At 40.8% G+C, this 26,652-nt stretch carries 20 protein-coding genes; 14 read left to right on the forward strand and 6 right to left on the reverse strand.

Annotated elements, in window-relative coordinates; translation table 11 throughout:
- The coding region (locus AACW45_RS09500; RefSeq protein ID WP_190632756.1) for an nSTAND1 domain-containing NTPase at window positions 1-4,340 on the reverse strand (4,340 nt) is incomplete at its 3' end.
- 97 nt (window positions 4,341-4,437) lie between these two features.
- Window positions 4,438-5,784 (reverse strand): P-loop NTPase fold protein, encoded by a 1,347-nt coding sequence (locus AACW45_RS09505; RefSeq protein ID WP_190632757.1) that lies wholly within the window; start codon window positions 5,782-5,784, stop codon window positions 4,438-4,440.
- Window positions 5,785-6,185: 401 nt separating this feature from the next.
- On the opposite strand from AACW45_RS09505, the gene AACW45_RS09510 reads away from it, so the two are divergent.
- Complete coding sequence (locus AACW45_RS09510) at window positions 6,186-6,368, forward strand: hypothetical protein (protein ID WP_096646815.1); 183 nt, start codon at window positions 6,186-6,188, stop codon at window positions 6,366-6,368.
- Window positions 6,369-6,420: 52 nt separating this feature from the next.
- Here the strand turns inward: AACW45_RS09510 and AACW45_RS09515 are convergent, their stop codons facing one another.
- Window positions 6,421-7,011 (reverse strand): chromophore lyase CpcT/CpeT, encoded by a 591-nt coding sequence (locus AACW45_RS09515; protein WP_190547266.1) that lies wholly within the window; start codon window positions 7,009-7,011, stop codon window positions 6,421-6,423.
- 162 nt (window positions 7,012-7,173) lie between these two features.
- Here AACW45_RS09515 and AACW45_RS09520 point away from each other — a divergent pair, with 162 nt between their 5' ends.
- Complete coding sequence (locus AACW45_RS09520) at window positions 7,174-7,398, forward strand: hypothetical protein (RefSeq protein ID WP_190632758.1); 225 nt, start codon at window positions 7,174-7,176, stop codon at window positions 7,396-7,398.
- Window positions 7,322-8,569, forward strand: coding sequence for a tetratricopeptide repeat protein (locus AACW45_RS09525; RefSeq protein WP_190632759.1), 1,248 nt, complete (start codon window positions 7,322-7,324; stop codon window positions 8,567-8,569). Before AACW45_RS09520 ends, AACW45_RS09525 begins: the two co-directional genes overlap by 77 nt.
- 260 nt (window positions 8,570-8,829) lie before the next feature.
- On the opposite strand, the gene AACW45_RS09530 is transcribed toward AACW45_RS09525, so the two are convergent.
- The gene (locus tag AACW45_RS09530) at window positions 8,830-9,846 is read right to left on the reverse strand and encodes an alpha/beta hydrolase (RefSeq protein WP_190632760.1); all 1,017 of its coding nucleotides are present in this window, start codon (window positions 9,844-9,846) and stop codon (window positions 8,830-8,832) included.
- Between the two features lie 606 nt (window positions 9,847-10,452).
- Between AACW45_RS09530 and AACW45_RS09535 the strand changes: the two genes are divergently transcribed.
- The 7 genes from AACW45_RS09535 (at window position 10,453) to AACW45_RS09565 (ending at window position 21,435) form a co-directional block, all read left to right on the forward strand.
- The gene (locus AACW45_RS09535) at window positions 10,453-13,092 is read left to right on the forward strand and encodes a poly(A) polymerase (RefSeq protein WP_242045504.1); all 2,640 of its coding nucleotides are present in this window, start codon (window positions 10,453-10,455) and stop codon (window positions 13,090-13,092) included.
- A gap of 303 nt (window positions 13,093-13,395) precedes the next feature.
- Entirely contained in the window at window positions 13,396-15,900 is a 2,505-nt protein-coding gene (locus AACW45_RS09540; RefSeq protein ID WP_190632762.1) for a two-partner secretion domain-containing protein, read from the forward strand.
- A gap of 149 nt (window positions 15,901-16,049) precedes the next feature.
- The gene (locus AACW45_RS09545; protein WP_096647480.1) at window positions 16,050-16,361 is read left to right on the forward strand and encodes a carbon dioxide-concentrating mechanism protein CcmK; all 312 of its coding nucleotides are present in this window, start codon (window positions 16,050-16,052) and stop codon (window positions 16,359-16,361) included.
- Window positions 16,362-16,447: 86 nt separating this feature from the next.
- Window positions 16,448-16,798, forward strand: coding sequence for a carbon dioxide-concentrating mechanism protein CcmK (locus AACW45_RS09550; RefSeq protein WP_096647481.1), 351 nt, complete (start codon window positions 16,448-16,450; stop codon window positions 16,796-16,798).
- A gap of 888 nt (window positions 16,799-17,686) precedes the next feature.
- A complete protein-coding gene (locus tag AACW45_RS09555) occupies window positions 17,687-18,880 on the forward strand; it encodes a HetZ-related protein 2 (protein ID WP_190632763.1) in 1,194 nt (397 codons plus the stop codon).
- Between the two features lie 329 nt (window positions 18,881-19,209).
- Complete coding sequence (locus AACW45_RS09560; protein WP_190632764.1) at window positions 19,210-20,433, forward strand: GspE/PulE/PilB domain-containing protein; 1,224 nt, start codon at window positions 19,210-19,212, stop codon at window positions 20,431-20,433.
- A 318-nt stretch (window positions 20,434-20,751) separates the two neighbouring features.
- Entirely contained in the window at window positions 20,752-21,435 is a 684-nt protein-coding gene (locus tag AACW45_RS09565; RefSeq protein WP_190550135.1) for a Crp/Fnr family transcriptional regulator, read from the forward strand.
- 106 nt (window positions 21,436-21,541) lie between these two features.
- Here the strand turns inward: AACW45_RS09565 and AACW45_RS09570 are convergent, their stop codons facing one another.
- Together AACW45_RS09570 and AACW45_RS09575 are read right to left on the reverse strand one after the other, a co-directional pair.
- Window positions 21,542-22,120 carry a hypothetical protein gene (locus tag AACW45_RS09570; protein ID WP_190632765.1) on the reverse strand — a complete coding sequence of 193 codons (579 nt, stop codon included), beginning with the start codon at window positions 22,118-22,120 and terminating at the stop codon, window positions 21,542-21,544.
- A 189-nt stretch (window positions 22,121-22,309) separates the two neighbouring features.
- Window positions 22,310-23,071, reverse strand: coding sequence for a M48 family metallopeptidase (locus AACW45_RS09575; RefSeq protein ID WP_190632766.1), 762 nt, complete (start codon window positions 23,069-23,071; stop codon window positions 22,310-22,312).
- A 504-nt stretch (window positions 23,072-23,575) separates the two neighbouring features.
- Here AACW45_RS09575 and AACW45_RS09580 point away from each other — a divergent pair.
- The 4 genes from AACW45_RS09580 (at window position 23,576) to AACW45_RS09595 (ending at window position 26,638) form a co-directional block, all read left to right on the forward strand.
- Complete coding sequence (locus AACW45_RS09580; RefSeq protein WP_190632767.1) at window positions 23,576-23,983, forward strand: nuclear transport factor 2 family protein; 408 nt, start codon at window positions 23,576-23,578, stop codon at window positions 23,981-23,983.
- 14 nt (window positions 23,984-23,997) lie between these two features.
- Window positions 23,998-25,188 (forward strand): alpha/beta hydrolase, encoded by a 1,191-nt coding sequence (locus AACW45_RS09585; protein WP_242045503.1) that lies wholly within the window; start codon window positions 23,998-24,000, stop codon window positions 25,186-25,188.
- 188 nt (window positions 25,189-25,376) lie between these two features.
- Window positions 25,377-25,949, forward strand: coding sequence for a sigma-70 family RNA polymerase sigma factor (locus AACW45_RS09590; RefSeq protein ID WP_190632768.1), 573 nt, complete (start codon window positions 25,377-25,379; stop codon window positions 25,947-25,949).
- Window positions 25,950-26,029: 80 nt separating this feature from the next.
- The gene (locus AACW45_RS09595) at window positions 26,030-26,638 is read left to right on the forward strand and encodes a cupin domain-containing protein (RefSeq protein ID WP_190632769.1); all 609 of its coding nucleotides are present in this window, start codon (window positions 26,030-26,032) and stop codon (window positions 26,636-26,638) included.
- Window positions 26,639-26,652 lie beyond the last annotated feature (14 nt).

The raw sequence follows: 26,652 nt of genomic DNA on the forward strand, positions 1-26,652 counted from the left end.
CTTGCTGTGGCAATGGTCTTGCCGTCGGGACTGAAACTCACACTATAGACAGAACCGCTATGCCCTTTGAGAGTTTTGAGTGGTTTGCCAGAGATGTCCCAAAGTTTGACTGTGCTGTCAGAACTTGCTGTGGCAATGGTCTTGCCGTCGGGACTGAAACTCACACTATAGACAGAACCGCTATGCCCTTTGAGAGTTTGGAGTGGTTTGCCAGAGATGTCCCAAAGTTTGACTGTGCTGTCATCACTGGCAGAGGCAATGGTCTTGCCGTCGGGACTGAAACTCACACTATAGACAGAACCGCTATGCCCTTTGAGAGTTTGGAGTGGTTTGCCAGAGATGTCCCAGAGTTTGACTGTGCTGTCAGAACTTGCTGTGGCAATGGTCTTGCCGTCGGGACTGAAACTCACACTTAAGACATAACCGCTATGCCCTTTGAGAGTTTTGAGTGGTTTGCCAGAGATGTCCCAAAGTTTGACTGTGCTGTCATCACTGGCAGAGGCAATGGTCTTGCCGTCGGGACTGAAACTCACACTATTGACAGAACCGCTATGCCCTTTGAGAGTTTTGAGTGGTTTGCCAGAGATGTCCCAGAGTTTGACTGTATTGTCAGAACTTGCTGTGGCAATGGTCTTGCCGTCGGGACTGAAACTCACACTTAAGACATAACCGCTATGCCCTTTGAGAGTTTTGAGTGGTTTGCCAGAGATGTCCCAGAGTTTGACTGTGCTGTCAGAACTTGCTGTGGCAATGGTCTTGCCGTCGGGACTGAAACTCACACTATTGACATAACCGCTATGCCCTTTGAGAGTTTTGAGTGGTTTGCCAGAGATGTCCCAGAGTTTGACTGTGCTGTCACCACTGGCAGAGGCAATGGTCTTGCCGTCGGGACTGAAACTCACACTTAAGACATAACCGCTATGACCTTCTACAGTATTACGTTCCCTGAATTTATTTTCGTCTGGTTGTAAATATACTGCCTGTCTTAATGTTGCAATTGTCTGCATTCGAGTGCTTGGGGTTGCTAATTCGGCATTTTTGAGTTTTTCTGCTGCTTTTAAGCCTTCTATCAGGGAATCAAAGTTCAACTCAGAGAGAAAAAGTGCTTCGCTAGAATTAGTAATGGCGTTGATTTCATTAACATCGGCTTGTTTTTTTTGCTCTTCTACCCTACGTGCTGCATCCCAGGCGGTAACTGCTAACCCAGCCAATACCAATCCAGCTGCTACTGAACCCATCAAGGCGCGTTTAAGTAACTTATTAAGTTTGGCTTCGCTAATTTTTCTTTGTTTTCTTTCCTCTTCCAGTTCCGCCATCACCTGCTTTAACTTCGGTTCCTGTTGCTGGCGGATAAAGGCGGCTAAATAATCATGCACCAATTGATAACGGTCTGCTGGTTTTTCTGGTAATAAAACAACTAAGCCAGATTTAACAAAAATCTCTAATATTAAATTTAATTTATGGCGATCTGCGGCGACATCTGCCACTAATGCTTGTAAATCCCTTTCTATTTCAGCGCGAGTCTTCAGGGGGCGAGTCCCTTTGTCATCAGTCAGCAAATACAGCAACAATTCCGCCGCTTGTTGATTTTCTGCACCGCAGTCATTAACCACTTCTGCTAAGTGTCGCTTCACTAATTCTTCTTTAGCGTTACCCCCTAATTCTTGATACTTCGCCAAAGTTGTAATATTCTCAGTTTGCAGTTGCGCCCCTACCACCTGCAACTCAATTGGGCGCACTTCTCCCAGTTCTCCGGCTAAATCTTGAACTAGTTGGTCAATTAACTCAGGTTCTAAATAAAAGCTAGTATTCTGAGTTAAACGCTGAATAATTGCTTTAGTATCACTAGGCGAAAAATTCCCCAACTCATAAAGCACATTATTGCTGAGAATATCATTGCCAATAATCTTCAGACTCTCAAGGCGATTACATTCCAGTAAATAATGCAAGTAATCTATCCGCAATGACAAAATCACTTTGACAGAGAGGATGTTAAGACATTCTCCCAGGAACTCAAAAAACTGCCGTCTTTGTTTTGGTTCTGGGTAAACGAAGAAAAATTCTTCAAATTGGTCAAAAATTAGTACAGTTCGCAGGTTGCGTTGTTCATTTTCTCGCAATTGAGTGAGAAGAGCGGGAGGTGAGGGGGACAAGGGAGACAAGGGAGACAAGGGAGACAAGGAGGAATGGGAGGGTTGAGGTTTTGCTCTGGGAGTGTTGAGTAAAAAGGTGGAATTGTCACCTTCTGAACTGGAATTGTTCTGTTCTGAACTCGCCGTGTCTTGTTCGGAACTCGAAGTATCGAGTAAAAAGGTGAAATTGTCACCTTCTGAACTCGAATTATTATGTTCTGAACTCGGAGTATCGTGTTCGGAACTAGAATTGTCGCCTTCTGAACTCGGAGTATCGTGTTCGGAACTAGAATTGTCACGTTCTAAACTCAAACTGTCACCTCTGAACTCCCCCTTGTCCCCCTTGTCCCCCTTGTCCCCCTTGTCCCCCTTGTCCCCCTTGTCCCCCTTGTCTCCCCTGTCCCCCTCGCCCTCCAACAACTCCCGCCCCAACTCTTCTACCCAATTGGTATACACGCGAATAGCAACAACTAAATTATCTTGCACACCAATGGCTTTTTGTTTCAAAGCTGGGACTAATCCCGCATTAACTAAAGAACTTTTACCCACACCCGATTGCCCATAAATCACGATTAATTTATAATCTGAGCGACCGATGCGTTCTATTAACCGTTCTACATCCAATTGACGACCAGATGCGGCGATTTCTGGGGCAATATTACCTTGATTATCTGCTAGTACTGCTGTTAAAACTTGGGTATCTAACTGTTTTGTCGCTTGTAATCTCCCTGCACCAATAAACGCCCGCAAACCAAATTGCTGCTCAATAGAACGTGCTTCTAGTTTGGCATCAAATGCTTGGAGATATTGCTTTTGTTTAAAATATAAGCTTTTTAATTTATCAAGAATAATCAAATAAATCTGGGGGTCGTTGTCTGCGATACTTAATTCTCTAGCTAGTTCTAAATAATTAATTGCTGCTGGCTGTTGTGCTAAATTTTCTTGAGCTTGGGCGATAATTAATAATAATTTCTGCCGATGAGCAATGATATTTAACTGAGATAATTCCGGCGGTACGGGCTGATGAGTGGTGGCAACCAATTTTAATGCTGTTTGTGCAAATTCTTGTGCTTGTTGCCAGTTATTTTGTGCTAATTCTGTTTCTGCTAAAAAACCATAATCCTGGGATATTCTTAAAGGATTATTCTCCGCTTCATGGACAGTTAAAGCTTGTTGGGCTAGGGTTTTGAGTTTTTGCCAATCTTCTAAATAGCTGAGGATAATCCCGAATTGCTCAAGGGAATTGGCAATTAAATCCGGGCGTTGGGCGGTTTGAAATGCGGTTATAGCTTGTTGGAGATAATTGGTAATTGTCTCCCGATTAACCGCCGACACCCTAAAGGGTGCGGCTACATCAACGAAAGCTGCCTTTGCAGCCTCAATATCTCCAGCCTGCGAAGGCAGGCTTTGTGCTGTTAGCCCCAGGCTTCTAGCCTGCGGGCGATTTATCGGGCGATTTCTTTCGTCTGCTCTCGCTTTTTCATAATAGCAAATGGTAATTTGCGCAAGTATCTTTCCTTGATATTCATAATTATTAACAGTCTGCCAATAAACTAAACTTTGATGGTAATACTCAATCGCACCATCAAGATTTTTATGAATATATTCAACCAATCCCAAGACAAAATCACAGTTAGCTTTTAACTCTGGTGCTAAATCTTGTCCCTGATTTTGTAATTCTTGCCAAGCAGATTGAATTTCTGTGATATTTTGTAAATTGATATTTAAAACATTAGCAAATAATTGCGCTGCTGTATTTTGGAGAAACTGAGTTAAATCATCAACAGCGATCGCAAAATTTTTCGTAGTTGTCCAACTCTCTAAATCTGGCGCGATTTGCATCAATTGCTGGTGAATTTCATCGTTAATCCACATCACAATCGGGAAGGGAAAACTTTTGCGAAATTCTTCCCGCACCTGATTCGCCGCAATCAACATTTGGGGTAAATCGTGCAATTTATCTAACCCCACAATCGTTAAAGCTGGGATATTATCCCCAAATTCCTCCCGAATTGCGGTGTAAAGCGTTTTTTGGGATGGTTTGAGAGCTAAAACGCTAATTTGGACAGGAGAGATTTCTTGTAATTTGGCAATTAAGCGATCGCGCTGTTGCACATAATTACACTTTGCCAAAATCAGTTTAAACTGCCCAACAGAAGCTTGTATAGCCCAAGCTAGTTGTTGTAAAGAGCGATCGTTGTTTGTCATTTGTCATTTGTTATTGGGCATTGGGCATGGGGCATTGGGCATGGGGCATTTGTTAGAGACGCGATTCATCGCGTCTCTACAATTGTTGCCCTGTTTCTTACGCCAATTCTCTGGCTTCGGTCAAAATTGGGTTAACATCAAACCAAGATTCGCCGCGATCGCGATATTCAAAAACAAAGCGACTGCGAATCAGTTTTTGATATCCTTGATCGTCGCTAACTCTTTTTCTCTGCTTGACATGGCGTAATAATTGCCACTCATCATCAGAAATTGGCATTGTCATTTCGTTGCGGCGAGAACGTATTACTTGTTCTAAGGTGTCGCGGGATAGGGGAAGCGCCATTTCTTCCATAATCCAGGTGTTTAGCAGTCGCAGCAAGTCGCGTACATGACCGCCACTCATCTGACATAAGCGGTTTAAGCTACTTTCATCGTCAAATATTTCTGTAATATTACTTAAACGCTCTGCTGGTGCTAGGTCAGGAAAGGCTCTGGCTAAGACCATCTGCTGCATTAATTCCATTCCCTTTTCATGGATGCTACCATCAGGCCACAGTACGGGAACCATTGGCAAAACTTTCGGGTCTTCGGGGAATCGCTGGGTTAACATGCCATAATCATTAGAAAATTTCAGCGATAGGGGCATTGTATAAACTAAGTGACAATTTAACTTAGTTAAAAATTCTCCCTGATCGACAAATAGATATTCCTGTTGCGGACGACCCCAAGATTTGACGCGGTTGTCGATGCGGTCGAGGTTATCGACAATTACCACTAAACCTTTTTTACCTTGTTGCTTGAGTTTTGCGATCGCAGGTTCTAATAGTTCCCGGTTAATGGCTTCGAGTAATTGGGTTTTCTGCGGCCCTAAATATTGATTGAGTTTTTCCCGCAATGTGGGATCGTTTTTGATTTTGGTGGTAATTTCGCCAATCCCAAAGGATAAAGATACCTTTTCTTTATCCGTCGAGTAACCCACATCCCCCAGGGGAGACTTGGCTTTAACTCCTGTAACCTCGGAGTTTAACACCCGCCAAGCACCTTGCAGCAATTCATTAAATTTGCTGGTTTCCGCCAGAGTAATTTTATCGAGACTTTGACTTACACGGCGCGCGATCGCTAATAATACATCAGCAATATCAACATCAGTCATTTCTAAGTCTTCGCTAGACTCAAAATACACAACATGAAAGCTTTGCTTTTCCAGTTCCGCCTGTAACCTTAATAACTCCGTCGATTTTCCACAACCAATATGCCCAGTAAATAAAGTACAGGTAGGATCGTTTGGTTTGAAAAAGGTAATTTTCTGTTGCAGTTTGTTAATAATATCACCGCCCCGTACCTCAGAAAAATCTATGTAGTACTTAGCATCCAATTCGTTATTAATAAATAACGTGCGGCTGGGATCGGTAGCTTGAAAGAACTTCAGTAAATCTAAGACCATGAACTTATGATTTTATTGTAAATTTGCCAAATACAGCAGATTGTCAGTGATTGTAGGGGCACTGGCACTGCCATGCCCCGAAGCGCGTACCTCATTTACTTAAAATATGCTGTATTCTCGTTCCAGCTATTTCCGTATCTGTACTTTCTGTATATTGGGCATAGCCTATCAAAACTTGTGACGCTGGGCTATGCCCGTTACGCATCATTTAAAACTCCAGTATTTATACTATATGTAATAACTAGGAATAAGCAACTATCGAGAAATTACTGACTGTAAACTTTTGTACATTGTATCTAAGGCTGCACATTAACGCCCTCACCCTATAAGGGTGGGGCTATAATTACAAAGCCTGCCTACGCAGGCTAGATTATATGCATCTTCATATTGAATTGGTATAAATGCCATTTCCAAAAAATAATAAGATTGAGGCTAAAAAAATTCTTAAAGAAGAGTTAGATAAATTACCAATCTGTTTTCAGGGTAGATTTGGACAAAGAGAAAAGTTAAAAGCCGTCCCTGATTGGCAAGAACGGCTGAGAGAATACGTTGATGAATTAATTCAAAATGTCAACAATCAGTAAGCTTTGTCTATATTTGGGCAGTATTTAGCTTACAGTTTCTAACCCAATTTTTTTAGATTTTTACTTCATCTGCGAAGCTTTGACGCCGGAAAAACTGAAAAGGCCCAGCAACAGATCCCCATAGATGCTCATCGGTTTCTAAATCTCTTCCGCGATCGAGGCTAAGAAAGATATCTTCGTTGATTTCAAATTCATTGTCGAGATAGGTTTTATTGCCTTTGCGAAAGACGATGCAACCTTTACCTGGTTCAACTTTACCTTTAAAGCTGGTGCCTGTCCATTCAACAATCATGTTACAGCCGGATAACTTTTCTAAGTCATCTGGTTTTAATGTTGCTAGTTTTTCTAGATTACGGGCAGCACCGTAAAAATTTGTTTCTTCTTTAACAGTGTAATTTTCAATGTGGATGCGATCGCCTGCGTCGATTAACTTCAACACCCGCAGCCGATAAGGATCGTGTAGCGCAAAATCATAAGCTTGTTCCACAAACAAACTCACCCCCGATAAAAATTCTAACGGTAGGGGACGCATACACACGCGAATGTGAGCATAAAGCGGCGGATTGTCAAAGGCTTGTTGTTGATTGCTAAAATCAGCCGCCATCCAGCGCGCCAAGGTAGCAATGTCTGTAGAGTGAGTCATTATAAATTATCAAATGATGGCTGAATATTCTTCTTGAAGTATTTTAAGGCTTTGCGTTGGGCATTGGGCATGGGGCATTGGGCATTGGGCATTGGGCATTGGGCATTGGGCTATATTCCGTAGTGCGAGCATCTTGCTCGCTGGTGTTCAAAAGCGAGCAAGATGCTCGCACTACAAATTTATTGGGTATTTAAAAAATTGGATGTCCCTTGTCTCCCTTCCCTTCCCTTCCCCTACTTCGGGAGAATTCCCATTGCTTTATGCGTCCTGCAAATTGGTAACTTAGGTAATGGGGTAGGGAGATTAGCGCATGAGAAAATGGAACGATCGCCAGCAATTACGTTATTTACTTTTTATGCTGACTACGGCGATAGTCTGGCAGTTTAGCAGTACGTTGACTTTGGCGCAGAATAAAAAGCCACAACCGCCTGATAAGTTTCCCCCTAGTCCGATAGAAAATATTCTTCCCGATCCATTATTAACACCTTTGGGCGATCCCAAAAAGTTGACTCCTGCACAACTCCAACAGCTAGAACCGCAACTTGAACAGTTAAATCAACAAGCTGCGGCGCAACTAGAAGCGGGAGATACAAAAGCTGCTTTTGATACTTGGAACCGGGAATTACGCTTACGTCGTTTATATGGTTCCTTAACTGAAGTGCAAGCATTATCAAGGGTGGGAGGAATTGCTTTTAGTCAAAACAATCGCGAACAGGTGCAATATGTTACCCAACGTTTGCAAGTAATTCAACAGCAAACTTTATCTCAGCCTTTAATTGATTTAGAATTACTGCGATCGCTTGGTGCGGCTTATGAAAAAGTGCGATCGCCAAAACAAGCTTTAGAAGCGTACAATAACCTATTAACAGCAGTCAAGCAACAAAAAAATACCGCCGCCATTATCGACACTCTCAAAAGCATCGGGGAAGTACATCTCGGTTGGTTCGATTATCCCCAAGCCGCAGCCACTTATCAAGAATTATTAGCTCTGGCGACTACCCAAGGCGATAAATTAAACGAAGTAGCATACTTGCAACAGCTAGCTTATATTTACGAACAGGCAAAAAATCCCCAAGAATCTATCAATATTTTGAGTAAACTGGCAGAAATTTACACCAGTGATAATAATACAACTCAATTACCAAAATTAAAAATGGCGATCGCGGCAAATTATCAAGCATTAGCCAAGGAAAACCCAGCTTTATTACCGGAAGCCTTTAAAAATTATCAAGCAGCTTACACCACAGCTTGGGAACAGCAACAATATTTTGATGCGGGGGAAGCTTTACAGCAGTTAATTGCGCTGTACCGTTCTCAAGGACAAGTCGAAGATGCTTTGCAAACCAGTCAAATTTTAATTACCGCCCAAACTCAAGCTAGCAACTATTACGGCGTCATGCAAGCTTACGACCAAATGGGACAACTTTATTTACAACAAAAACAATATCCCCAAGCAATTACAGCCTTTCAAAAAGGTTTAGAAATAGCCCAACAACTCAAGTATGATGAAACTTACTTTACGCAACAAATTGAAAAAGTATCGCAAGGTAATTTATGAGTAAGTAGGGCGATGTCATGAAAATACTGGAGAAGGCTGTCATTCTTACAAAGTTCTGAGCGCCGGAAGCCGGCGCTCAGACTTTGCGCTTTGTCATTTGGGGACATCCAATTTTTTAAATACCCAATAAATTTGTAGTGCGAGCATCTTGCTCGCTTTTGAACACCAGCGAGCAAGATGCTCGCACTACGAAATATGGGTAATTTATTTTTTGTAAGTCCCTTGTCATTTGTTATTTGTCTTTTAATTGCCTACGTCACCTACATCTCAGATGGATTAATACACTTGAAATCTTCGCAACCTAAACGTTGAGTCACCATTGCTGATAGCTGTTGCGAAGCTTGCAAATCTAAATGCAATTGTTGCTGAATGCGATCGCAACTTTCACCCTGCACAATTCGCTTTGCCATTTGTTGAAACTGCAACCAAGTTAAATCGCTGTCAACAAAAGCTTTAGCCAGGGTAATTACCAACTCTTCATAGTCATTATCTTCGATTTTCGTCATCATCCGATGTTCTATTTGCAGGGAATCATCGAAACAGTAGTACCAAGATTTTGGTTGTTGCTGGAGTACCATGTTAAATAAGTCCTGCTGTTTAGATAAACTCACAGCGCGATCGCTTTCACTACCAACTATTAACATCGGTGCAGAAACAGTCTTTGCAGCTTGTTTTAATAAATCCTGTCCTAATTCCAGAAATATCCGCAAACCAGGAATGCGAAAACCTTTATAGCCAAAATTCCCTGGTGCATCTTTATTAAACCATTCAAAGTAAATTGGCAAAGTTTTAATCAACCCATCAAATAAAAAATTCTGACTGCCTAAAAAAGGTGCAAATAATAGCGCTCGATTGATTTTCTGGGGATGTTCTAACGCTAACCAACCCGCTAAAGTTCCCCCTGTGGATAATCCACCCACTATTACTTGTTCACCTAAAGTTTGGGCAATTTGCAACCACTCCAGCACAAAATTTTGATAAGTCTCAATCTCCGTTGATAATGGCGGTGGATTTTGACGATGCCAATTACCTGCAAGTCCGTGACCTGGTTGTAAAGGAATTAAAACATTGTATCCTTTGTTAAAGAAAGCTTTGCCAATCGGTTCAAATTGGTATGGCCCGGCTGTAAAACCATGCAAGAACAAACAAACTTTAGAAGTATTATGAGGATGCACAAAAAATTTAGAACGACAGGCTTCGTTCTTCAGCCCAACTTTAGACTCTAATTTCTGAAATTGCTCAAGTATTTCTCTTGTATCTTTAATATTATCTATCATCGTATCAGTTACTGTAATTATGCTGATATCTTTGAGGAATGTATCTCAAAGTTAGCAGCCACAACATCTAACTGATGTATTGATAATACTCCACCTCAAGACATAATAATTCCCCACTAAATACAACATCTCATTAATTCTTAGCTCATTCTTTGCGTACCTCTGCGCTTACCTCCGCGCTACTTTGCGTTTAAACTTGTCTTATGAGTCTATGAGCTTTTTACTGGTAAATTGGCTGATTTGCAAGATATCTCAGCTACTTTTCCTTAAATTAGATAGTTCCTTGCAGATGAAATATAATGTATTATGTAAGTAATACTCGAAAAAAACTACGGTAAAAGTATATGTAGTCCCTGGTTGCAATCAAATTCGGTTCAAGCGGCGAATGTTAACTGACTGATTCGTTTCAGTTCGTCGCGAAATGATTTGATTGCAGTCACCAAGGTAAAAATTCAGAGAAAAAATTGATCGATATCCGCGTATCCATCATATTGAGGATTCGCGATCGCAATTTGAAAATGAAGACACAGTGTTTCATTTTCTTAATTTTGCATTGTCAACATATCTCCAGAAAAACTGAAAATGTCAAAACCAGAAAAGAAAAAAATGGCAACCAGTCGCGAAGTTTACCATCGCATTATCTGGGATGTACGTCTTGATAGCAGCGCTTTTATAGTCGGTTATCAAGAACGTCTTTCATCTACAGGAATCCGCGAAAAACCTCTCGCACAATGGACGACAGATGGAGATATTCCATTTCATCGCATCCGCTATATCCGTTGTCAAGATGTGCTAGTTTGGGATCGAGAACAGCATTTAGATTTAATTTCCTCTGGAGAATTACCTGCGGCGGCTTGGAAAAGCGAGACTAGAGAAAATTTAGGGGAGAACGTTGTCACTGTATTAGATAGCACAGCAGTATTTACTCCGCGACAAGTTTATAAATACGATATCCAAGGTTGGCGAGCAGATACACAAAAAATCGCAGATGTCAAATTAAACAATTTGGCGATCGCTAGTTTTAACGTGCTTTGCGACCTCTACGAAAAAGAGAAAATCGCCACAGAAAAAAGATTACCAGCAATTGTTGAGCAATTACGTCAATGTAACGCAGATATTATCGCCATCCAAGAAGCAACGCCAGCTTTAATAGAGTTACTTTTATCACAAAATTGGGCGCGTAATTATTACATTTCCGATAACAGCGCAGCCGCAACAGTGCGACCTTACGGTAATTTATTATTGTCCCGTCTGCCTTTTACACTCGTTGAGCATCAATTTTCTGGACACAAGCGGGTATTGGTAGGGAGTTGTCAAATTAATGGTCAATTATTGCACGTTGCAGTTGTACATTTAACCAGTGATTACGCGCAAAATGCTTTAGAAAAACGCCAGCATCAGCTAGCTACCATAATTGCATATCTGCAAAAGCTACCGGGAAATAGCTTAATAGCTGGTGATTTCAATACGCGAGGTAACGAACAACAAGACATCTTAACCGGTGCTGGATGTGTTGATATTTGGGAACAACTACATCCAGATGCAGCAGGTTATACATTTGACCCCCAACACAACACCTTAGCAGCCTTGATGAGTTTAAAGGGAATACCAGTTAGACTCGATCGCATTTTACTACGAAGTCCAAACCAAGATTGGCAACCACAGTCAATTGACTTGTTCGCTTGTGAACCCATAGCAGATACAGAAGAGAAAATTTATCCATCCGATCATTTTGGGATTCGCGCAGTTCTGAAATTTGCCAAGTCTTTTCCAGTTTCTGCATTAAATTCGGCATTAAGTACAGTGCGCCCAGTTTATCAAAGTGCTGTAGTTGTAATTCCACCAGACAATGTTTTACCTGCTATCCAAGCCATCCGTCAGCGTTATGATGCCAGAGTAGAGCGTTGGATGGCTCATATTAATTTACTCTACGGTTTTCTACCAGAATCTTATTTTGCCGAAGCGGTAGAAATTATTGCACCTGTACTTGCTCAACTACAACCATTTCAAATTACCTTAGCCGACTTCCAAACATTTACACACCGTAAAAGTTCTACAGCATGGTTGCGTCCTGTTGTCGAGCCAGAAACCGCATTACATGAGTTACAGACAATACTGGAAAATCTATTTCCCCAATGTAACGAACAAAGCAGCAAAACCAAAGCAGGTTTTACACCCCACCTCAGCGTCGGACAATTCCCCAGTCCGGAAGCAGCGTTTGCTGAGTTACCTGAATGGTATCCAGTTAGTTTTACAGTTGACTCTATCGCCTTAATTAGCCGTCGCGGTGATGAGCCTTTTGAAGTTAGACATATTGTCTATTTGGGACAGGGGGGAAGTGAATTAGGGGAGTTAATTAAGGAACTGGAACCGGAATTAACTCCCGCACAGCAATTACAGCGCGATACGGTGTTAGAAGTGGTGACTCAAGCTTGTGCAGAATGTTTGGGTTTTCAACCATCATTGCAGTTATTGGGTTCGGCGCGTCTTGGGGTGCAAAGTCCCGATAGCGATTTGGATGCTGTGTGTGTAATTCCCACTTATCTATCTGGGGAAGCGTTTCTAATTAGTGTTCAACAACAGTTACAAGGATTGTGTCACACTCAACTAATATTAGATGCACGAGTACCGATACTGCGCCTCAAATTAGAGGGAATATCCTTAGATTTACTTTATGCACGAGCAGAAAACTATCAATTAGCGAGAAAAAATCCGCAAAACCTTGACCCAATTAGCTTAAAAGCTATTACAGGTTGTTGGGAAGCAGATGTAATTACTGAGATAGTTAGTAAATATGTATCTCTAGACATCTTTCGGCAGTTATTGCGAGCAGTACGCGCCTGGGCTAAAGTTAGAAAGATTTACGGCAATGCTTCGGGTTTTCTTGGTGGTTTCTCCTGGGCGTTACTCTGCGCTTTTTGTTGTACTTTTGACCAAGAAGTAGAACCAAGCATAGAGAAATTACTGGCTAATTTTTTTCAACTTTTGCATCATCATGATTGGCAACAGGCGATCGCACTTACAGATTTTGGGAGACAATATCAGGTACAATTACCAAGAGACTGGCTACCTGTAATTACATCAATAGAACCATGTCAAAATACTGCTCGTAATGTCACCCATTCTACTGCAAAGATAATCCACAGTGAATTTGCTAGAGGCGCAACATTGACTAAGCAAATTTTAGCTGGTGAGGAGAAATGGACAACTTTATTTGAGACAATCGATTTACACCAAGAATCATAAATTTTAATGCATCTAATTTGTATATAAGACGCGGGCAAGATGCCCGCACTACAATTATTTTGCGTTTTTGACTTATATAATTTAGCTGCACAGCAGCTTATTATTTGCATAATTTAAGTTTTACTTGAGACAGCCTAAAGGCTCACAAGCTCACCTGTAGGCTCTGGAGATGAATTATGTGTGAGGCTTTTGTTAAGCTTCAGTGAAAGCATTAGCGAGATTTATGACTAGTTCCTCAAGAGGGATATATTGAATCAGAGAATGGGAACAATAACTAGAGTCAGATAAAGAAAGCGATCGCTGATGAAAGTAGTACCGTTGCTATTGATATTAATAAGTGTGTTATTCAATCCAGAGAATAACCAAGTGGCGATCGCGCAGGTGACATCAGACGGTACTACTAACACTTTAGTTCAGCAAAATGGGAATAATGTCACTATTCTTAATGGTATTGAAAAAGGTAATAATTTATTCCACAGTTTTAGTAATTTTTCGATTCCTCAGAATGGTTCAGCAACTTTCGATTTAATTAATACACCAAATATTAAAACTATATTTAGTCGAGTTACAGGTGGCAAAATTTCCGATATTAATGGGTTAATTCAAACTCTCAATAGTAATCATCCTGTGAGTTTGTTCTTGATAAATCCTGCGGGTATTGTGTTTCGGGAAAATGCCTCATTGAATATTGGCGGTTCGTTTGTAGGAACTACAGCAAATAGTATTAAGTTTGCTGATGGTGTGGAATTTAGCGCTACTAATCCTCATACTTCGCCCCTATTGACAGTAAGTTTACCAATAGGCTTGCAAATGGGACAAAATTCAGGTTTGATTGCTGTTGAAGGGGCGGGTCATCAAATTACAAGTAAAAGTGAAATCTTTGGATATCCCCAACTAATTAACAACCATACGGGGTTACAAATTCAAGCCAAAAATACCTTGGCACTGATTGGCAACCAAGTAAATTTTTCTGGTGGACTTGTGGAAGTTGATGGCGGCGGACATCTAGAAATAGGGAGTGTTCAAAAGGGGGAAGTCAGTATTAATCCCACAGTTACCGGATGGGAGGGAAACTATTCAAAAGTGCAGCAATTTAATCATATTCATCTAGCACAACAATCCCTGCTAAATGCCAGTGGTAATAATGGCTCAATTCAACTACAGGGGCAAAATATCAACTTGAGTGATGGATCTAATGTGGCGATCCAAAACCTGGGGAGACAATCACAAGGAATTACCATCTATGCTACAGAATCTTTAAATTTGACAGGCAATACCTCTGACAAAAAGCTGGGCAGTATAATTAAATTGGAAAACTTGGGATTAGGGCGCATAGGCGATATTGTGGTTTGGGCGAATCAACTTACCCTGCAAGATGGCGCACAAATTGAAACTGCGGCTTTCACTCCAGCACCCAGTGGCAATATTATAATCAATGCTCAAGGCTTGATTGACATTAATGGTTTTGTCTCTAGAAATCCTTCTACTCCTTCCTCAATTTTAACGCTGACACGTAACGCCGCTAATGCAGGTGATATTAACGTTTCATCGGCAAACTTAAGAATTAGCAATGGGGGTATTCTTAGTTCTCTGACTGTAAGTTCTGGACAGGCTGCAAGGATACAGATCGATGTCAAAGACTCAATTGAAATTGCTGGTAATAACCCGATAACGTTCATACCTAGCACAATCAGTTCGACTACCTTTAGTGCTGGTAATGCTGCTGATGTAGTAGTTACAACATCCAAATTAGTCATTCGAGATGGCGGCTCTTTAGGATCTGCCAGCATGAATCAGGGTTCATCAGGGAAGGTGACGGTTAATGCTTTAGATTTCATAGAAGTCAGTGGTCGGGCCTCTGGATCGATCTCATCTAGTCGGATTGCTTCTGGATCTGAGATTACTGACCCAGTTTTTCGAGCTATTTATGGAGTACCACTCATTCCCACTGGAGATGCAAGTGCTTTGACAATTAACACCCCATTATTACGTATTACTAATGGGGCACTGGTAACTGTCAAAACTGATGGCCCTGGTAATGCAGGAGATTTACAGATTAATAGCAACTCGATTTTTATGGATAACCAAGGCACAATTAGCGCCTCAACTATTTCTGGAAATGGAGGCAATATCAAATTAAACTTACGAGATAATTTGCTAATGGGTCACAATAGCCTGATTGCGGCTAGTGCTGCGGGTAAAGGTAATGGTGGTAATTTGTCAATTCATGCATCGGTGATTGTGGGATTAGAAAATAGCGACATTATCGCCAATGCATTTCAAGGTCAAGGTGGAAACGTTCAAATTACAACTCAAGGTATATTCGGTCTGGAATTACGTCCCCAACTAACTGCTAAAAGCGATATTACAGTTAGTTCTGTATTTGGGCTAAATGGTGGTGTAGAAATCAAAACTTTGGCAGTCGATCCTAGCAAAGGAATTGTGGCATTACCTGTTGAGCCAAAAGATATTTCATCATTAATTACTCAAGGTTGCGGACAGAATCAACCTAGTGAATTTAACCGCTTCATTGTGACTGGACAAGGCGGTTTACCCCAAAATCCAGAGGTAATATTGGAGAGTGACACAGTTTTAGAAGATATCCAAACAGTTCCGATTGCAATAAAGAGCGATCGCTCTTTGCTAACTCCTAGTTCTGGAAATTTACCATTGCAAACCTCCCAAAGAATTATAGAAGCTCAGGGACTTGTAATAACTCCTCAAGGAGAGATATTATTAACGGCGCACTCATTAGTCACAACTCCTCATAGTTTTGGGTTCAATGCAGCTAGTTGCCTGACAAATTAAACAGCGTGCGTAGTTCATGACCAATGCCCAATGCCCCATGCCCCATGCCCAATGACTAAGTATCCAAGAAAGTTGAGGCAAATGTCAAAATTGGGACTAAAGCCTCGTACAATTGATATCACTTATATTTAGCTCAGGAGAATCTAGCCATGCCAATGGCGGTTGGCGTAATAGAAACCTTAGGTTTTCCTTCGGTGTTGGCGGCAGCAGATGCAATGGTAAAATCAGCAGCAGTCACACTGGTGTATTATGGCCAAGCAGAAAGCGCTCGTTTGCTAGTTGCAGTTCGGGGACATGTTGCTGAAGTCAGAACAGCTGTGGAAGCAGGAATTGCCGCAGGTGAACAGGTAAAGGAGGGTACAGTCATTACCCATTACATTGTCCCCAATCCCCCAGAGAATGTGGAAACTATACTTCCTATCCACTTTACGGAAGACTCTGAACCCTTCCGTATGTTCTAAACAAGTTTGCCATTAAAATTGGTAGCGAAGCTTCGTACAATTAACTTGTAACACCACCTAAGTTTATTCCTACAGGAGATTTTTTAATGTCATTACAGGCAGTTGGAGCGCTAGAAACTAAGGGTTTTCCTGCTGTGTTAGCAGCAGCAGATGCAATGGTCAAAGCGGGTCGTGTTACCTTGGTGGGGTATATCCGGGTTGGTAGCGCTCGTTTTACAGTCAATATTCGTGGCGATGTCTCTGAAGTTAAAACCGCTATGGCAGCTGGTGTAGAAGCTGCTGAAAATGTTTATGGTGGTACCCTGGAATCTTGGGTGATTATTCCCAGACCCCATGAAAACGTTGAAGCTGTTCTACCTATTGGCTACACCGATGCCGTACAACAGTACAGAGAATCTGTGGAAAATCCAATTATCAGATCGTCAAACAGTCGCTAGATTGAGATTTATCGTCTTTAGCTCCAACTAGAAACAAAATATTACCAGCTGCGCCTTGACAATTCACTCTTGCCAAGACGCAATTAATCATGTCTTGACATATTTATTACCAATGTTTTTCATCTAAATTGCATAACTACTAATAAGGCCTGTCAACAGTCAACAGTCAACAGTCAACAGTCAACAGTCAACAGTCAACAGTCAACAACCCAGAGAAAGTTATTTGTATTAGTAGTTCCTTGAGTTGGTATAAGTTTTGTCATCGTATGTGAAATACACATAGCAACCCAATGTAATATTGATGGGGTCACAAAATTAGGAAAACCTCAAGAAAAGCTTTATTTATGAGAAAATTATCGCCATCGCTCCAGATATTACCCTCATGGGTACTATTAAATAGTCAATAATCCTATTAGATAATGGTTGTATATCTTGCCGAAAAATAAAATTAAGTTGCCAAAATGATAGAAGAGAGTTAAAAAATGCTGAGATTATCACACAGATATGCTGGAAATCTGAAACTTATATGTATCAAACTACGTCTGGATTTGAGGTGAATTTTATTTGCTCTGGCGATCGCGTCCACCATGTCAGCTTTTCTTAACCCCGCTTAAAAAAGGTGTATATTAATTTACATACACTGCGCAGGTTGCTTTTCTCGAATGTGAATTTATTAAATTTACAAAAATTTATAATTTGCAAATCAGAGAAAAATTCCTTGAATAGTTGGGTTTTCCGCAGTTGGCAATCAAAAGTGAAAACTAGCAAAGGATATTTTCTGCATAAGTTTAGTCCTTTGAGACGTAATAAAAAATGGAATCACTAAAAAATCTTCAACCAGAAGATTCAGTTAGGGGCAGCTGCCAGTTAATAAATTAAGTGCGAAAAATGGGGGTTGTAATGCAAACTTTAAAACAGGGTTTTGAGGAGTACAATCTCACTATGGCAACAGAAGCCAACAAACTGGCACAATATTGGCGACAACGTCTTGTGAGTGATTGTCCACAACAAAGTCAAACAGCCAGAGAAAGCATAGTCTTGTGGTTGTTGGGGCGCGATAACCAGCGCTTTGATATGCTTAATCCCAAAGAGCTTGAGATTGCCAAGCAAGCGATGGAATATCGTTACCGGATTTTGTTGCAACGTTACTTGGGTACAGGTAGGGAACGCGCCTATCGTAACCTCATCTCCAGATTAGCCAGCTTAATGACCTTAAGGAACAAAATTCAAACTTGGGTATCTTTAAGCCGCGATCGCCAACGTAGTGTCATTGATGTACTACAAGAAATCATTCAAGAATTATTACAAAGCGATTCTTACATTCAAGACCAAATGTCCTGTATCGCGGAAATTACCACCGATCGCAGGTTAAGAGATACTTTATTATTCGCCAGCATCGAGGAATATTGCTTGCGTCCAGTGCGCAATCAACCCTTGCTAGTTTATCGCTTTGTCAATTACCTGCGCCGGACTCAACGGGGAGGCTTAACTCAAGTACCCAGCAGCGACTTGATTCGCCTAGTTTCCGAGGAAATCCTCACAGATGACAGCGATAATCGAATTAACTTGGTTGATAGTCAAGCGATCGCGGAATATGAAGAAGCACAAGAACTAGAACAGCAACAAATCCTGCGTCAGTCCGTACAACAAGAATTTGAAGTATATTTACAAGAAAATCTCGGCACCGAAGCAGTAGAATGGCTGCGGCTGTATCTCCAAGGTAAGTCTCAAGACGAAATTGCCAAAGTCCTCAACAAGCAGATTAAAGAAGTCTACAGATTGCGCGAAAAAATCAGCTACCATGCTGTGCGCGTGTTTGCCCTCAAAGGTAAACCAGAACTGGTAGATAATTGGTTAGCAATTTCCTTGGAAGAACACAACCTGGGGTTAACACCTAATCAATGGCAGCAACTTTATGAGAAATTGTCTCATCAGGGACAGCAGATTTTAGATTTGCGCAAAGCTGGTAACTCCATTGAAACCACAGCTCAACAATTAAAACTTAAAACCCATCAGGTGATGGGAGAATGGGCCAAAGTCTATCTCGCTGCTCAAGCTTTAAGAACTCAGGAGTCATCATGATATCTCAGATGAAATCCTGAAATAATACTGATATTAAAAGTTATCTATTTAACATATAGAAACACTTAATATTAAGTATTACCAAACCTAACAGTGTTGAGTTGTAGATTTTGGATTTGGGATTTATCCCCAATCCACAATCCCAGATTTAACTAAGACAACATCCCTATCTACTTTACAAAAAATTAATTTGTATATTCTGATTTTCACTAAAAATTTGTCGTTAATTTAACTAGTGCTAACATTTATAAAGCATCTTTATTTACTAAAACCTAACTAAGACGCACAATAGAAGGATAAGCAAATAAAAAAAGTCTTAAATACATCTTATGTTGTCTTCAGAAGGCAATTTTACTGATAACAAAGCGAACACGCCAATTACAGGGGAAACAAAACTCACTAATATTGACCAGTTACTGAGCGATCGCGAGCGGATATTTTCGTTAATAGATAATTTATTGTCCTTAGAAGTTTGCCTATATCACCAAATTTTACCCTTAGAGTTAAAAAGCAATCAACTCATACTCGGTATGGTGAATGTAGAAGACACAGAAGCATTAGATTACGTTAACCGAATTTTTTCTTATATGAAGTTAACAATGGTGAGTCTGACAATTCCTAAGGAGATTCACCAGTCTACCCTTTCAAACTACCTCAGCTACAAAAATACATCTTCCCTAAATCCTCAACCACAGCAGCCACAAGCTAACTCCAACGCTAATAATAACCCTGTTCCGCCAATAGAGCCAACAGAGCAAATTAATACCTATGCCACTACCTACATTGAGACAGAAGTAGAAACTCCCCCTGCTTCTTTGCACAAAGTAGATTTACCTGTAAAAGAAAATCGCCCTCCTGTGTCTCAACCTAGCATAACTAAGCCGCAAGAGAGTGAATATAAAAAGACTACGGAGATTATCGCGCCAAATAACCTCAGTGTCTCACCATTACAAACTTCAGAGATATCCAGACCCCTAGAACTACTAACTCACCTACCACCGAGAAAATTACTAGAACAATTATTAGCCAGAGTCTTGCGCGGGGGAATAGGTCGCTTGTATTTGGAAAGACAGCATAACCAAGGGAGAATACTCTGGAGCGATAACGGAATTTTACAATCAGTAGTCGAAAATCTCTCTCTTGATGTTTTCCAGAGCATTATTAATGAGTTCAAGAAATTTGCTGATGTACCCTTAACCACGATTTCAGAAGCAAAACAGGTAGAGAAGGAATGTAAATATAGAAATGACAATTTATTGTTACGCTTACGATTGATGCCGGGAATTTATGGTGAAGAAGCAACATTACAAGTATTGCGGGGAGCAGCCTTAAAATTTTATCAACAGCAACAGTTAAGTCGCCTCAGCCGCGATACCTTGGTCATGGCGCAAAAACTCAGCTTTAAGTTACACGAACTAGAAAAACGCTTGCTAATTAACAATACCAATCAATCTGAGCAATTAAAAGCTATAGCTGCCATCACTAAAATAGTAGAAAATTTAGACAAACAACTCAATATTCTAGCAGCAGATACTCATCTGCCTAGAAAATAGTTAACAACAGTAATTAACATTTTAATTTGTCAGTAAAAACGCTGATTTCGATTGTCTACATAATTGTTATGTTGTACTAGAATATTAGACCTAAATACTAATTTTTCATGCCTCAATTTTTCATCAAGAATCCTCAGATTAAAACTGAGATTTTAAGTTTCCCTGTCTTGTTGGATTAAAAAAATAGGATAAACACCTAATTATTCTCAATAAATTTCTCATCGTATTTTTACCGTATTCAGTAGTTGATTGCTGTGTGAAAAATTATCATATCCGCTCTAATGTTCTCCTCGTAAATCTATTTTTTACAGATATTTCATGCATACTGAGGTTTTTAGTGAACTTTTCCCCTTACTAAGTACAGCCAATCCTCAAACTTTAGAATGGCTGTTAAACGTTGCGATTGAACACGAATACCCAGCAGAAAGAGCCGTTTTAATGGAAGATGCTTGGGGAAATGCTGTTTACTTCGTGGTTTCTGGTTGGGTAAAAGTCCGGCGCACATCCGGAGATAATTCCGTCGCTCTAGCTATTTTAGGTCGCGGTGATTTTTTTGGAGAAATGGCTGTTTTAGATGAATCTCCGCGTTCAACTGATGTAATTGCTCTTTCGCCTGTAAAATTGCTGAGTGTTTCTCGCGAACGTTTTATTCAAATCTTATTTAAAGACCCGCATTTGCATCACCGCATGTTACAACTAATGGTGCGACGAGTACGACAAATCAACCTCCGCTTGCAAATGCGCTCTTCACCTCCAGCAGTTAAACTAGCCCAAACTTTAGTAAGTTTAGGTGAAAATTACGGACAAAAATCTGAAAAGGGACGAGAAATTTTTAATATTCCCGTTAAAGATTTAGCAGAAGTCACAGAAATTAGTGTTGAGGAAACCAGCAAAATTATGGACAAGCTGGATGAGAAAGGCTGGATAGAAATTGACGATATTAATAATATTATTTATTTAGTCAATTTTAAACAGTTGATTAATTTGGCGGGTAAAGTTTGATAGTGGGGCATGGGGCATCCCTTCGGCTTCTCTACGAGACGCTACGCGAACGCTCAGGGCGAGTGGGCATTGGGCAGAGACGCGATTAATCGCGTCTCTACAATTTTCATCTTAATCTCCCTTGTCCCCCAATACCCTGTTGCTCCTGCTTGCAAGTTCCACCTGTGAGGGTATAGTTATCTACCTGAACCCAGCTATCTTGACTTAAAGCCCAGAATCCGGTGACGATGTTGTAATCAGATTCACTACCGGTGACGAATCGGAGGGTTAAGGGTAGATATTGAGGTAATCTGCCAAATTTTATTTCTATAAATGGTTTCTGATTGGCATCTCGCAGTCCAAAGGAACCATCTGTGATATTTTCAGATGTGCGCACGTAGGCTTTTAATTCATATTCAGTATTTGGCTGTAATTTAATGCGCTGACTAATACTATTCCAGCCTGTAAAATTGCGCATAGAAATATTATTTTTGCCGGAATTGCTATTTCCTGCTGCTAAATCAACAGTTATGTTACCGTCAGCAACCCAAGGACTGCTGACTGTGGGGCTAATTTGTTCTTCAAAGTCGCCATCTAATAGGGGACTGGGACAGGCGGCTGTTACTTTAGCAGAGCCAAGATAATGGATAATGCCAATAGTAATAAATAATGCAACTGTGCCGATCGCGAACTGTTTGCTAGTCATTATATATTGACCTCTTGACTCAGGGGTATTACCCAAGCCAATGAGTATATAATATGTCTCGCCAATCTGGCTGAGGGAAATTACGGAAGGCTGTATTTTGAGCTATGAAAGCGATCGCACTAGCTTTACAATCAAAGATAGTTGAAAGTGCGATCGCTAATTAGCAAAATTCTCTAGAATATTTCTCGATTATCGACCATTAGCGATTTTTCTTTCAATCACCGAAATCCGTTCTTGGGTTGCTGGATGGCTACTCAAAAACGATGGTGCAGAAGATTGACGAACTAATTTGCGCAAAAATGCAGGCATAGCCTTGGGATTATACCCAGCCCGGCGCATATACTGCAATCCCCTATCATCCGCATTAAATTCTGCTTCGCGGCTATTAGGTAAGTCTACAGCTAGCTGATAAGCTATAGCGGTGACAGCACTTTGATCTAAACCTGCTAGGGAAGCTGCACCTTGCGCCAGTTGTGTTTGTTTTAACTTATTAATTAAGTCATTGTTGCAAATATGCGCTATTTCGTGAGCGATAACAGATGCTAGTTGGTCTTCATTATCCACCGCATTTAATAGCCCTGTGTGAACGTAAACATAGCCACCTGTGGTTGCAAAAGCATTAATACTAGAGTCGCGAACTACATAAAAGCGAAAAGGAATTTGAGAACAATTACTAGCTTTAGCTAAACGTTGACCAACGCGATTAACATAAGCGTTGGTTTTAGAATTAGAATCCAGTCGGTAATTTTGTTTTACCTGCTGGTGAATATTTTGTCCCAGGGCGACTGTTTGCTGTGGGGAAATGTTGGACAGTTGTAACAACTGCACGCCATTAAATATTAGCTGACCCCAAGGAATTGCACTGGCTGGCTCAAGAGAACTCAAGCCAATAGTACAAGCAGTACCTAAACCAAGGATTAAAGAAACACCTTTATGCATTCTCGATTTCATAACCAAAAATCAAACGTATACGAGTAATAAACAGCAAAATTGATTTTTACCTTTGCGGCTAAATTAAGTTTTTTGATAATGAGAAAAAATCAAAATGATACAGTTTGATAAAAGTGTATTAATAAAAACCAATATGTATTAATCGCTCTATTCGATTAGTTATTTACGTTTAATATATATAAGACTTAAGCAAAATCATGAAAAAACGAACCGCGAAGCACGCAAAGAACACGAAGTAAAGAGGGTTTGGAAGAGTTATTGCATAAGTCCTATATATATTTATTTTAACGAAAAGTGTTGTACATAAAGCCAGCATAAAGGAAGAATTTTACAGGTGAACTAACCCTATCAGTATCAGTCTCTAGCATTACTGTGAGAAGTTGTTGGTGGTCAGATCCCCGAATCAGAGTTAATCCCGGTGTGGGATTATTTTTTTACCAAGTTGAGATCCAAATAGGGAAAGACGACGTATTCCTATTTAGATGATTCAAATATCAATCAACTATGTCAGTGCAAGTTACTCTTTCTCCAGAAACTATCCAAGCTGTGATTCAGCAATACTTTGCGGCTAGTCGTTCTGACGATAAAGCTGAGGGTATGGTTGTCTGTTTTGCCGAAGATACTGTCAGTTATGATCCTGTAGGTGCGCCAGCATTACAAGGCCATAGTCAACTACGGGAATTTTTTCAAGGGGTAGCAGCTTTGTTTACCAAGGTAGAACTCTCTGAAGATTTTATTTCTATCAATGGTAATGAAGCGGCTGTTAAATGGACGGGTCGAGGTATCGGTCAAAATGGTCAGGCTGTGACTTTTGAAGGAATTGATTTATTCGAGTTCAACAGTGAGGGTAAAATTCAATCAATGCGGGCTTATTGGAATCCGGCGGCAATGCTGGCACAATTGCAGAGTTAAGGCTGATACTTGATTTGAGCAAGAAATCAGGCGAAAATATGCGATCGCGTTTAGGGCTAATTCTCAGTGTACTCGGACTATTTTTAAGTAGCTGGATTATCATTCCGGCTTCTAACTTTACCTTGCTACCTCTAGCTGTGGGTAGTCCAGAAATCAGCCCTATATTGTTAATTGGCAACTTAATTGCTTTCTTGCTGTCATTTACCGCTAAAAAACAGCTTTTACTTCGTCGGATTGCAATTGGCTTGAGTTTAAGCGGAATTTTACTCAGTAGTCTGCCTTTATTACAGCTACCTAGCACAATTAAACAAGCAGATGCGCAAATGCAACCTTTATTGAGTAATCTGCAAATTACGGCTGATTTACAAGCAAAAATACGCCCCCATCCCTTTGTATTAGCTGATTTATTTACTGGATTTGCAAAACCCAAAGTTCGCCATCATCAACAAAATTTTGCTGCTGCTGATGGAACTCCCCTAAATCTCGAAATTTATCAGCCTCTAACTACTGGTAAGCATCCAGCGATTGTCACTATTTATGGTGGCGCATGGCGTAGTGGCGAACCAGCGCAAAAAGCCACATTCAATCAATATATGGCAGCGCAAGGGTATACAGTAGTGGCAATTGACTATCGCCACGCACCCAAATATCGCTACCCCGCACAAATTCAAGATGTACAAGCCGCATTGAATTTTATATTGCAACAGGCGGCTAATTACGAAATAGATTCTAGCCGAATTGCGGTTATGGGCTGGTCTGCGGGAGCGCATTTAGCACTATTAGCCGCATATCAGCCAGATACTACCCCAATTCGCGCAGTAGTTAACTATTATGGCCCGACAAATTTGTTACAAGGCTATAAAGAACCACCATCACCTGACCCTATCAATACCAAAGCTGTTTTAACAGCCTTTTTAGGTGGTTCTCCTGAGGAGGTGGAAACCCAGTATAAATTAGCATCCCCTATAAATTATGTAAAATCTAACTTACCGCCAACATTATTAATTTATGGCGATCGCGATCATCTCGTAAAGCCAATTTTCGGTCAGCAACTATACCAGCGTCTGCAAGCTAAAGGTAACACCGCTATTTGGATTAAGATTCCTTGGGCAGAACATTCCTTTGATAGTGTCTTTCAAGGTATCAGCAATCAAATTGCCCTATATTACACCGAAAGGTTCTTAGTTTGGGCTTTGGGTGGATGAGGAAGCAGAGGAGCAGCGCCTCGGCTCCGCTCGGCGACCGGGGACAGGGAGCAGAGGAAGCACAGGAGTACAGCAGAAGTAATTAATGCCCAATGCCCAATGCCCCATGCCCATACTGTTGGAAATCGGTCAAAAGCTCGGTATACTTCGCAGTTATACCCCGTTTTATACCGAAAAAAAATCTCTAGATGGAGAATATAGCTGTTGCGGATGTTTTACTGTTGACGAAAATTGCCCAAGGCGATCAATCTGCGCTTTCTGCTCTTTACGATCGCTATGCCAAAATTATCCAGGCGATCGCTTTTAAAAGTCTGCAATCGAGAGAGGAAAGTGAAGAAGTTGTCTTAGATGTCTTTGCTCAGGTTTGGCGAATTGCGGAACGCTATGATGTGCAAAAAGGCAGAGTTGATACCTGGATATTTACCCTCGCACGCAGTCGCATTCTCGATCGCCTGAGAAAAATACAACGCAGCAGTCCATCTACGACATTTTCTATGGATGCTATAGAAATTCAACCGCCAGCAGATAATGTAGATTTGTTTGAGGAAGCTTGGATTTGTGAACGACGCGATCGCGTGATGACAGCAATGAATAAGTTACCGCCAGAACAACGCATTGTCATTGAATTAGCCTATTATCAAGGATTTACTCAAAGCCAAATTGCCGCACAGACAAATATATCTCTAGGGACAGTGAAAACGAGAATTCGGTTAGGATTAAATAAATTAAAGTCGATTCTCAATAATGAGGAAAATTTCTAATTCGTAATTCGTAATTGGGATTATGCAGAATTGGTATGGCGGCTTGATGTTAGGAAATAAATTAGAACTTGATAATGCAAATGAAGTCTGAAAACTACTGCTTTTGTGAATTAGCTCCCCTTTATGCTCTGGATATGTTGAATGAGTCAGAGAACGCTTGGGTTGAGCAGCAATTAGCAAAGTTTCCTGAATTAGGCGAAGAATTAGCCGAATATCAATCAGCAGTCACTGCAATTCCCTACAGTGCGCCGCAAATCCCAATGGCGGCGGATTTGAAAAATCGTTTATTTGAGCGATTAGAGTTAGATAGTCCGCCTGCTGTACCTGTCAATAATCTGACTGTACCCCCTGAGTTTTTGGCAGTGCGATCGCAAGATTTAAATTGGCGATCGCATCGCGTCCCTGGTGTAACTGTGGCTATATTACACATCGATGAAATCAAGCGGGAAATTGTCGGTTTACTGCGAGCCGAACCTGGCGTTCATTATCCTATACATCGTCATGTAGCCGTTGAAGAAATCTATATGCTTTCAGGTGATTTGATAGTTGGCGATCGTGTTTATGGTGCTGGCGATTACATCCGTTCTCAGCCCGGTTCAGTACATGGCCCCCATACCAATGGTGGTTGTATGTTCTTGTTTCACACCTCAATGGATGACGAATATCCTGATGTCGCAGTAGTGCCTTAACAGTAAATGCAAAT

This window comes from Calothrix sp. FACHB-168 (assembly GCF_963889195.1).
GTDB classification, from domain to species: Bacteria; Cyanobacteriota; Cyanobacteriia; order Cyanobacteriales; family Nostocaceae; genus Aulosira; species Aulosira anomala_A.

What these genes read in the sequence shown, in the direction of transcription:
- AACW45_RS09540 (WP_190632762.1), top strand. Translation starts at nt 13,396, where the DNA reads ATGAAAGTAGTACCGTTGCTATTGATATTAATAAGTGTGTTATTCAAT.
- AACW45_RS09525 (WP_190632759.1), top strand. Translation starts at nt 7,322, where the DNA reads ATGAGAAAATGGAACGATCGCCAGCAATTACGTTATTTACTTTTTATG.
- AACW45_RS09505 (WP_190632757.1), bottom strand. Translation starts at nt 5,784, where the DNA reads ATGGTCTTAGATTTACTGAAGTTCTTTCAAGCTACCGATCCCAGCCGC.
- AACW45_RS09515 (WP_190547266.1), bottom strand. Translation starts at nt 7,011, where the DNA reads ATGACTCACTCTACAGACATTGCTACCTTGGCGCGCTGGATGGCGGCT.
- AACW45_RS09560 (WP_190632764.1), top strand. Translation starts at nt 19,210, where the DNA reads ATGTTGTCTTCAGAAGGCAATTTTACTGATAACAAAGCGAACACGCCA.
- AACW45_RS09565 (WP_190550135.1), top strand. Translation starts at nt 20,752, where the DNA reads ATGCATACTGAGGTTTTTAGTGAACTTTTCCCCTTACTAAGTACAGCC.
- AACW45_RS09520 (WP_190632758.1), top strand. Translation starts at nt 7,174, where the DNA reads ATGCTCGCACTACAAATTTATTGGGTATTTAAAAAATTGGATGTCCCT.
- AACW45_RS09590 (WP_190632768.1), top strand. Translation starts at nt 25,377, where the DNA reads ATGGAGAATATAGCTGTTGCGGATGTTTTACTGTTGACGAAAATTGCC.
- AACW45_RS09550 (WP_096647481.1), top strand. Translation starts at nt 16,448, where the DNA reads ATGTCATTACAGGCAGTTGGAGCGCTAGAAACTAAGGGTTTTCCTGCT.
- AACW45_RS09530 (WP_190632760.1), bottom strand. Translation starts at nt 9,846, where the DNA reads ATGATAGATAATATTAAAGATACAAGAGAAATACTTGAGCAATTTCAG.
- AACW45_RS09555 (WP_190632763.1), top strand. Translation starts at nt 17,687, where the DNA reads ATGGGGGTTGTAATGCAAACTTTAAAACAGGGTTTTGAGGAGTACAAT.
- AACW45_RS09535 (WP_242045504.1), top strand. Translation starts at nt 10,453, where the DNA reads ATGGCAACCAGTCGCGAAGTTTACCATCGCATTATCTGGGATGTACGT.
- AACW45_RS09580 (WP_190632767.1), top strand. Translation starts at nt 23,576, where the DNA reads ATGTCAGTGCAAGTTACTCTTTCTCCAGAAACTATCCAAGCTGTGATT.
- AACW45_RS09595 (WP_190632769.1), top strand. Translation starts at nt 26,030, where the DNA reads ATGAAGTCTGAAAACTACTGCTTTTGTGAATTAGCTCCCCTTTATGCT.
- AACW45_RS09510 (WP_096646815.1), top strand. Translation starts at nt 6,186, where the DNA reads ATGCCATTTCCAAAAAATAATAAGATTGAGGCTAAAAAAATTCTTAAA.
- AACW45_RS09570 (WP_190632765.1), bottom strand. Translation starts at nt 22,120, where the DNA reads ATGACTAGCAAACAGTTCGCGATCGGCACAGTTGCATTATTTATTACT.
- AACW45_RS09545 (WP_096647480.1), top strand. Translation starts at nt 16,050, where the DNA reads ATGCCAATGGCGGTTGGCGTAATAGAAACCTTAGGTTTTCCTTCGGTG.
- AACW45_RS09575 (WP_190632766.1), bottom strand. Translation starts at nt 23,071, where the DNA reads ATGAAATCGAGAATGCATAAAGGTGTTTCTTTAATCCTTGGTTTAGGT.